Origin of the sequence: Micromonospora maritima (genome assembly GCF_902825405.1) — a bacterium.
Lineage (GTDB): Bacteria > Actinomycetota > Actinomycetes > Mycobacteriales > Micromonosporaceae > Micromonospora > Micromonospora maritima.
Genome location: NZ_CADEAU010000278.1, coordinates 1 through 7,143 on the forward strand (window position 1 = coordinate 1; position 7,143 = coordinate 7,143).

The window sequence follows — 7,143 nt, forward strand, 5'->3', positions numbered from 1 at the left end:
ACCTCGCCCGCCGCCCGCCGCACGCTGCGCCCTCCGGCCGGCTACCGACTGGCCGCCTCGGTGCGCGCGCTGACCTTCAGCCCGTACGACCCGTGCGCGCGGATCGCCGCCGGGAGCTTCTGGTGGGCCACCCGCACCCCGGACGGACCGGGCACCCTGGCGCTGCGTCCGGAGGCCGGCGACCTGGTCGCCGAGGGGTACGGGCCGGGCGCGGCGTGGGTGGTCGAGCGGGCCGACCGGGTGGCCGGGCTGCGCGACGACCTGACCGGGTTCCCCGCGCTGGCCGCCGCACACCCGCTGGTCGCCCGGCTGGCCCACGAGCACCACGGGCTGCGGATGCCCGCCACCGGCCAGGTCTTCCCCCGGCTGCTGCGGGCGGTGTTCGAACAGAAGGTCACCGGCAAGGAGGCCTACCGGGCGTACGCGGCGACCGTGCGGCACTTCCGCGAGCCGGCGCCCGGCCCGCTGCAACCGCTGCTGCTGCCGCCCGAGCCGGCCGCGGTGGCCGCCACGCCCTACTGGGTCTTCCACCCGTTCGGCGTGGAGCAGCGGCGGGCCGACACGCTGCGTCGGGCCGCCGCCGTCGCGGACCGGCTGGAACGCTGCGCCGACGCCGCCGAGGCCACCCGCCGGCTCACCGCCGTCCCCGGCATCGGACCGTGGACCGCCGCCGAGGTGGTGCGGATCGCGTACGGGGACCCGGACGCGGTGAGCGTCGGCGACTACCACGTGCCGAACACGGTGGCCTGGGCGCTGGCCGGGGAACCGCGCGGCGACGACGCCCGGATGCTGGCCCTGCTGGAGCCGTTCCGGGGGCACCGGGGACGGGTGTGCGTGCTGCTGGAGGCGGCCGGGATCCAGGCCCCCAAGTACGGCCCCCGCGCGCCGATCCGCTCCTTCGCCCGCTACTGACCGGTCACCGGCGGGCGCACAGCCGGCGCAGCGTACGCCCCAGCCACCAGGCGTACCCGAGCTGGAAGCCCCGGGTGACCGGACCGGCGGCGCGCACGTACCACCGGGCCGGCCGGCTGAACGCGGTCACCTCGAACCAGGTGCCGTCGGGACCCCGGGTGACCAGGAACGCCTCCTCGCCGATCTCCGGGTGCCCGGGCAGGGTGCCGTAGCCGAACCCGGCCCGGTCCGGCTCGTCCACCGTCCAGACCACCTCGGTCGGGCCCCAGACGCGCGCCGGGCCGGCCCCCAGCCCCGGGGTGACCCGGACGCCGGGGGCGGCGCGCGGGGCGTCCGTGCGCATGACCACGCCGGCGGCGCGGTGCAGCCGCCAGCCGAGCACCGCGTCCGCCGCGAGCGGGAAGCCGCCGTCGGGCAACCGGACCCGGTGGCGCAGGTGGTGGTAACCGGCCGGCAGGTCACCGTCGCGGGTCGCACCCACCTCGGCGTACGTCAGCTCGGGCATGCGGCCGCCTCTCCTCGGGACACCCGCCAGGGTACGGCCGTCCGGACCGGTTGTGGTGAGCTGTGCCGGTGACCGACGTGACCATCGCCCCCGCCGTCGTCGCGGACGCCGGCGAGATCCTCACCGTGCAACGCGCCGCGTACCTGGTCGAGGCGCAGCGCTACCGCGACCTGTTCCTGCCCCCGCTCACCGAGACGCTGGACGAGGTCCGGACGGCGCTGGCCGGCCCCGCCGTGGTGCTCGCCGCCCGACGCGGCGCCCGCCTGATCGGCTCGGTGCGGGCCCGGATCGACGGGGACACCGCCCACGTCGGCCGCCTCTCGGTCGCCCCCGACCAGCAGGGCCACGGCGTCGGCGGCCGGCTGCTGGCCGCGGTGGAGCACGCCTGCACCGGCCGGGTGGCCCGGTTCGCCCTGTTCACCGGCGCGGAGAGCGCCGAGAACCTGGGCCTGTACGTGCGACGCGGCTACCGGGTGGTGACGCACCGACCGGACGAGAACGGCAACCGCCTGGCGGTGCTGGAGAAGGTCAGCCCCGCTCGCAGCGACGCCTGAGCCCGTCCGCCTCCTGCCGCAGGTAGCGGCGCATCATCGGGCCGCCGAGCAACCCCACCAGGCCGGCCAGCGGGCCGCTCTGCGTCAACGCCAGCTCGGCCCGGGTCCGCCCGTCGTCGAGGCGCACCAGGCGGTGCTCGCCGCGGCTGCGCACGCCCGCACTCGCGGACTCCCAGACGAACGCGTACGGCGGGTCGAACTCGGTGACCCGCCAGACCGCCGGCCGCAGCCGGGGCTGGACCAGTCGGGCGGTCGCGCCGAGGGCGAGCGGGCCGGGCTCCAGCCGGCGGGCGGCGGTGACCGAGGGCGTCCACTCCGGCCAGCGCTCGACGTCGCTCTGCACCGCCCAGACCCGGTCGACGTCGGCGGCGATCTCGACGGACTCGACGAACCGCATGGTGTCCCTCCCCCATGGACAGTCCACCCAGCCTACGCCCGCTCGCCCGCCCGCCGGTCCTTGACTTGAGGCGCCCGGACTGCCGGTCGAGCGGAACCTGTCAGGCGGCTTCGTGGAGGTCGGCCAGCCCGACCGGGGCGTACCGGCGGAGCAGCCGTTCCAGCTCGGTCACCGAGCCCACCTCTCCGACGACGTTCGCACCGCCGCCGTGCTGCGGCGGGTAGCGGTGCACCAGCCGGTAGCGGTACCGCCCGCGCACCAGCTCCACGCTGACCCGCCAGCGTCCGCAGCATCCGCAGCTCCACTCCGGCACGCCGCGACGGTAGCTCTGACCTGCGGTTTCACCATCCGGGTGGGGGTGACGAACGGGACCGGGGCGGGACACGCCACCCGGCGCGGACGGTGATCTGGCTCACCACCGTCGGTGGGGTCTGGTTGACTGTCGCCGTGGACCTGCCGATCAACCCGCCGGTCGAGCCGATGCTGGCCAAGAGCGTGGCCGAGCTGCCCACCGATCCCGGCCTGACGTACGAGCCGAAGTGGGACGGCTTCCGCTGCATCATCTTCCGCGACGGCGACGAGGTCGAGCTGGCCAGCCGGGGCGGCAAGTCGATGACCCGCTACTTCCCCGAGGTGGTCGAGCAGGCGCTCCGCCAGCTTCCGCCCCGGTGCGCGGTCGACGGCGAGCTGATCGTGATCCGCCGGGACGGCCCCGGCGGGCAGCCGCGGCTCGACTTCGAACTGCTGGCCCAGCGGATCCACCCGGCCGCCTCCCGGGTGAAGCTGCTGGCCGAGACCACCCCGGCCGACTTCGTCGCGTTCGACCTGCTCGCGCTCGACGACGAGCTGCTCACCGACCGGCCCTACCGGCAGCGCCGGGAGCGGTTGGAGCGGGCCCTGGCCGGGGTCCGCCCGCCGGTGCACGTGACGCAGGTGACGACCGACCCGGAGACGGCCCGGCGCTGGTTCGAGGTGTTCGAGGGCGCCGGGCTGGACGGGCTCATCGTCAAGCCGGCCGACGTGCCCTACGAGCCGGGCAAGCGGTTGATGGCCAAGGTCAAGCACGCGCGCACCATGGACGCGGTGGTGGCCGGCTTCCGCTGGCACAAGTCCGGTCCGGTGGTGGGCTCGCTGCTGCTCGGCCTCCACGACGACGACGGGGTGCTGCACCACATCGGCGTCAGCTCCTCGTTCACCATGGCCCGCCGTCAGGAGCTGCTCGACGAGCTGGAGCCCTACCGCGAGGTGGGCGGCGGCCACCCGTGGGTGCACGGCGACCACGAGCGGGGCCAGCGCATTCCGGGCGGGGTGAGCCGGTGGACCGGCGGCAAGAACCTGGAGTGGGAGCCGTTGCGCCCCGATCTGGTGGTGGAGGTGGCCTACGACGCGATGGAGGGCGACCGGCTGCGGCACACCGCGCGGTTCCTGCGTTGGCGGCCGGACCGCGACCCCCGCTCCTGCGACTACGGCCAGCTCGACCGGCCGATCCGCTACGACGTCGACGAGGTGCTGCGCGGGGATCCGGCGGCGACGGTGAGCGACGCCCGCGGCCGGGCGTAGCCTGGCGGTCGACACGATCATGGAAGGCGCCCACGTGACAGGCTTCCCCGACCGGACCCGCCGGTTCCGGCCCACCCTGGCCGCGTTCGTGGCCGCGGTGGTCCTCACCGCCGGCTGCACGCTGCCGGCGTTCGCCCCGCGCGCCGAGAGCGAGGGCGAGGCGGCCCCGCCGGGCAGCGCGCCCACCTGGCGGTCCTGCCCGGAGGTGCCCGACGAGCTGGTCGGCCGGGGCGCGGCCGACATGCGCTACGAGTGCGCCCGGATCGCGGTGCCCCGCAACTGGGGCACCGGCGCGGCCACCGGCGCCACCGCCGGGCCGGGCACCGGCGAGACGTTCGAGATCGCGCTGATCCGGATCCGCTCCACCAAGCAGCGCGACCGGATCGGGTCGCTGGTGCTGAACCCGGGCGGCCCCGGCGCCTCCGGTGTCGACACGGCGGTCTACCTCTCCTTCGGCCCGGCGTTCGGGGGTCTGCCGACCGCGGTCACCGACCGGTTCGACATCGTCGGCTTCGACCCGCGCGGGGTGGCCCGGTCCAGCCCGGTCAAGTGCATCCCCGACGCCGACCTGGACGCCAGCTTCGGCTACGACCCCGATCCGGAGAGCCAGGCGTCGTTCGACGGCCTCGTCGACCTCAACCGGCGGATCGGGCAGCGCTGCGGCGCCAGGTACGGCGACCAGCTCCCGCTCTACGGCACCGAGCAGGCCGCGCGGGACATGGACGCGGTCCGCGCGGCGGTCGGCGACGACAAGCTCACCTACCTGGGCTACTCCTACGGCACGCTGCTCGGCGCCACCTACGCCCAGCTCTACCCGCAGCGGGTGCGGGCCCTGGTGCTCGACGGCGCGGTCGACCCGCGACAGAAGCTGATCGCCGGCTCGGAGAGCCAGGCGAAGGGCTTCGAGCGGGCGTTCGACAACTTCTCCCGCTGGTGCGCGGCGAACGCCGGCCGCTGCCCGATCGCGCCGGACGCCCGCGGCGCGGTCACCGCCGCGATCGACAAGGCCAACACCTCCCCGGTACGCGGGCAGGACGGCCGGGAGGCGACCGCCGGCTGGGTGTTCTACGCGGTGATCTCGTCCCTCTACACCGAGCAGGGCTGGCAGGAGCTGGCCCGGGCGATCGACGACCTCCAGGGTGGCGACCCGGACGGCGTGTTCAAGCTGGCCGACGCGTACGCCGGTCGCGAGGACGACGGGCACTACTCCAACCTGTTCGACGCCAACCTGGCGGTCAACTGCGCGGACGAGACCGAGAAGCCGACCCGGGAGCAGGTCCGGTCGTTGCAGTCGCAGTGGCGCCAGAAGTACCCGCTGTTCGGTCCGGCGCTGGCGGTGGGGATGCTCGGCTGCGTGGAGTGGCCCGGCGGGCGGGACCCGTACCCGACCGGGCGGGCGACCGGCGCACCACCGATCGTGGTGGTCGGCACCACCGGCGACCCGGCCACGCCCTACGAGCAGACCGCCGCGCTGGCCTCGATGCTGGGCGTCGGCCGGGTGCTCACCTGGGAGGGCGAGGGGCACACCGCCTACCCGCAGACCCGGTGCGTGACCGCGGCCGTCGACGCGTACCTGATCTCGCTCACCGTTCCCCGGGAGGGGCTGCGCTGCCCCGCCCGGTGACGGTGCCGGCGGCCGGTCAGCCGGCCGCCGGTGGGGTCCAGCCCTGCGGCAGGTGCCCGATCCGGACGCGCTGCGGGTGGTCGCCGACCGGGACGCTTGCCACCTTCTGCCCGGTGGCGAAGTTGATCGCGGTGACCTGGTCCGCGCCGGACTCGGAGATCACGCAGTCCCGGCCGTCGCCGCTGACCGTGGCCCAGTACGGCTTGCTGGCCGGCACCAGCGGACCCTCGCGCAGCGTGGCCCGGTCCACCACCGTCGCGTAGTCATCCATCGTGCCGGCCACACAGAGCCGCGTGCCGTCGGGGCTGACCGACAGTCCGTGGTGCCGCGAGTCGTTCACCCAGGTGGTGCGGTCCTCACTGGTGGCCGGGTTCCTGGGCAGCGTGGCGACCCGGGCGACCCGGTCGGTGACCACGTCGTACTCGACCAGGCCGGTGAAGAACGAGACCTGGAAGTACAGCTTGCCGCCGTCCGGGGTGAACACCGCCGGGCGGACCGCGTCGGAGAGGTCCCGGCGGCCCGCGGCGTCCAGCCGGTCGCGCATGTCGATCACCTTGACCACCTGGTACGTGGTGGCGTCGGCGACGGTGATCCGGCGGTCGCCCTTGGTCCAGTCGAGCCAGGGCGCGTCGAGGTCGGTGTTGACCTCGCCGATGGACATGTTCCACAACCGGCCGTCGCGGGTGAAGACGTTCTCGTGCGGCTTGTCGCCGGTGCCGAACGAGCCGAGCTGCGCCCCGGTGCGGATGTCGAGCACGTGCACGGTGTTCGAGGTGGAGGCGGAGACCGCGACCCGGGTGCCGTCGGGCGAGACGGCCATGTGGTCGGCGCGGTAGCCGGAGACCGGGAACCGCCAGCGGATCGCGCCGGTGGCCAGGTCGATCGAGACCACGTCGGCGAAGCTGGGCCGGGACACCACCAGGGCGGTGCCGTCCGGGGTGGTGTACATGTCGTCGACGAACTGGTCGTGTCCCTCCCCCGGGCCCTGCCGGATGCCGAGGAAGAACGCCAGCCGGATCGGGTTGAGGTAGATCTCGCGCAGCCGCGCGGCCCGGTCCGGGACCACGTTGATCCGGCCGAGCCGAGCGTAGTCGCCCCGGGAGCGGATGACGTCGGCGGTGCCGTCCCAGTTGTTGCCGACGAACATCACCTCCTGGAGCGCGACGGCAGCGGCGGCGGGCGTGGGCGTAGCCACCAGCGGGGTGGGCACGGCGAGGGCGAGGGCGGCCAGCGCGGCGAGGGCGGCGCGGCGGCGGGATCGGGACGGCCGGGGTGGCACGGGGGTCATGGACGCCTCCTGGGAACCGGGTGGGACATCGACGTTTCTCGGTGGCTCGATCGGTGTTACCTTGCGGTAACAACCAGGAGAGCAACCGGGCGGCCGGCGCGGCTAGGCACCGGACGTCAACGCCCGACCGACCCGGTTGTGTCGCGACGACAACGGGAGGGCGGCGGGCGCCGATGACCCGGACCGGAAGCGCCCCCGCGTTCGGCGCGCTGCTGCGTCACCTGGCCGCCGACGACGCCGCCGTGGACGAGGTGGCCCGGGCCGCCCGGGCGGACTCCCCCGAGGTGGCCCGCCTCCCGGCCG

At 75.0% G+C, this 7,143-nt stretch carries 8 protein-coding genes; 4 read left to right on the forward strand and 4 right to left on the reverse strand.

The genetic code is table 11. The annotated features are described in order from the left end of the window. The coding region (locus HUW36_RS21575) for a DNA-3-methyladenine glycosylase family protein (protein ID WP_174529835.1) at positions 1–912 on the forward strand (912 nt) is incomplete at its 5' end. Between the two features lie 4 nt (positions 913–916). Here HUW36_RS21575 and HUW36_RS21580 read toward each other — a convergent pair. Then, positions 917–1,417 (reverse strand): DUF1990 domain-containing protein, encoded by a 501-nt coding sequence (locus tag HUW36_RS21580; RefSeq protein ID WP_174529836.1) that lies wholly within the window; start codon positions 1,415–1,417, stop codon positions 917–919. A 68-nt stretch (positions 1,418–1,485) separates the two neighbouring features. Here HUW36_RS21580 and HUW36_RS21585 point away from each other — a divergent pair, with 68 nt between their 5' ends. Next, positions 1,486–1,971, forward strand: coding sequence for a GNAT family N-acetyltransferase (locus tag HUW36_RS21585; RefSeq protein ID WP_174529837.1), 486 nt, complete (start codon positions 1,486–1,488; stop codon positions 1,969–1,971). Here the strand turns inward: HUW36_RS21585 and HUW36_RS21590 are convergent. Then, complete coding sequence (locus HUW36_RS21590; RefSeq protein ID WP_174529838.1) at positions 1,946–2,368, reverse strand: SRPBCC family protein; 423 nt, start codon at positions 2,366–2,368, stop codon at positions 1,946–1,948. The two genes, HUW36_RS21585 and HUW36_RS21590, sit on opposite strands and share 26 nt — an antisense overlap. Positions 2,369–2,468: 100 nt before the next feature. Next, positions 2,469–2,681, reverse strand: a complete 213-nt coding sequence (locus HUW36_RS21595; RefSeq protein WP_174529839.1) for a hypothetical protein — start codon at positions 2,679–2,681, stop codon at positions 2,469–2,471. A gap of 134 nt (positions 2,682–2,815) precedes the next feature. Between HUW36_RS21595 and HUW36_RS21600 the strand changes: the two genes are divergently transcribed. Together HUW36_RS21600 and HUW36_RS21605 are read left to right on the forward strand one after the other, a co-directional pair. Further along, complete coding sequence (locus HUW36_RS21600; protein WP_174529842.1) at positions 2,816–3,928, forward strand: ATP-dependent DNA ligase; 1,113 nt, start codon at positions 2,816–2,818, stop codon at positions 3,926–3,928. A gap of 19 nt (positions 3,929–3,947) precedes the next feature. After that, positions 3,948–5,552 carry an alpha/beta hydrolase gene (locus tag HUW36_RS21605; RefSeq protein WP_174529840.1) on the forward strand — a complete coding sequence of 535 codons (1,605 nt, stop codon included), beginning with the start codon at positions 3,948–3,950 and terminating at the stop codon, positions 5,550–5,552. 16 nt (positions 5,553–5,568) lie between these two features. Here the strand turns inward: HUW36_RS21605 and HUW36_RS21610 are convergent, their stop codons facing one another. Further along, entirely contained in the window at positions 5,569–6,840 is a 1,272-nt protein-coding gene (locus HUW36_RS21610; RefSeq protein WP_174529841.1) for a YncE family protein, read from the reverse strand. Positions 6,841–7,143 lie beyond the last annotated feature (303 nt).

What these genes read in the sequence shown, in the direction of transcription:
- HUW36_RS21610 (WP_174529841.1), bottom strand. Translation starts at nt 6,840, where the DNA reads ATGACCCCCGTGCCACCCCGGCCGTCCCGATCCCGCCGCCGCGCCGCC.
- HUW36_RS21580 (WP_174529836.1), bottom strand. Translation starts at nt 1,417, where the DNA reads ATGCCCGAGCTGACGTACGCCGAGGTGGGTGCGACCCGCGACGGTGAC.
- HUW36_RS21590 (WP_174529838.1), bottom strand. Translation starts at nt 2,368, where the DNA reads ATGCGGTTCGTCGAGTCCGTCGAGATCGCCGCCGACGTCGACCGGGTC.
- HUW36_RS21605 (WP_174529840.1), top strand. Translation starts at nt 3,948, where the DNA reads ATGGAAGGCGCCCACGTGACAGGCTTCCCCGACCGGACCCGCCGGTTC.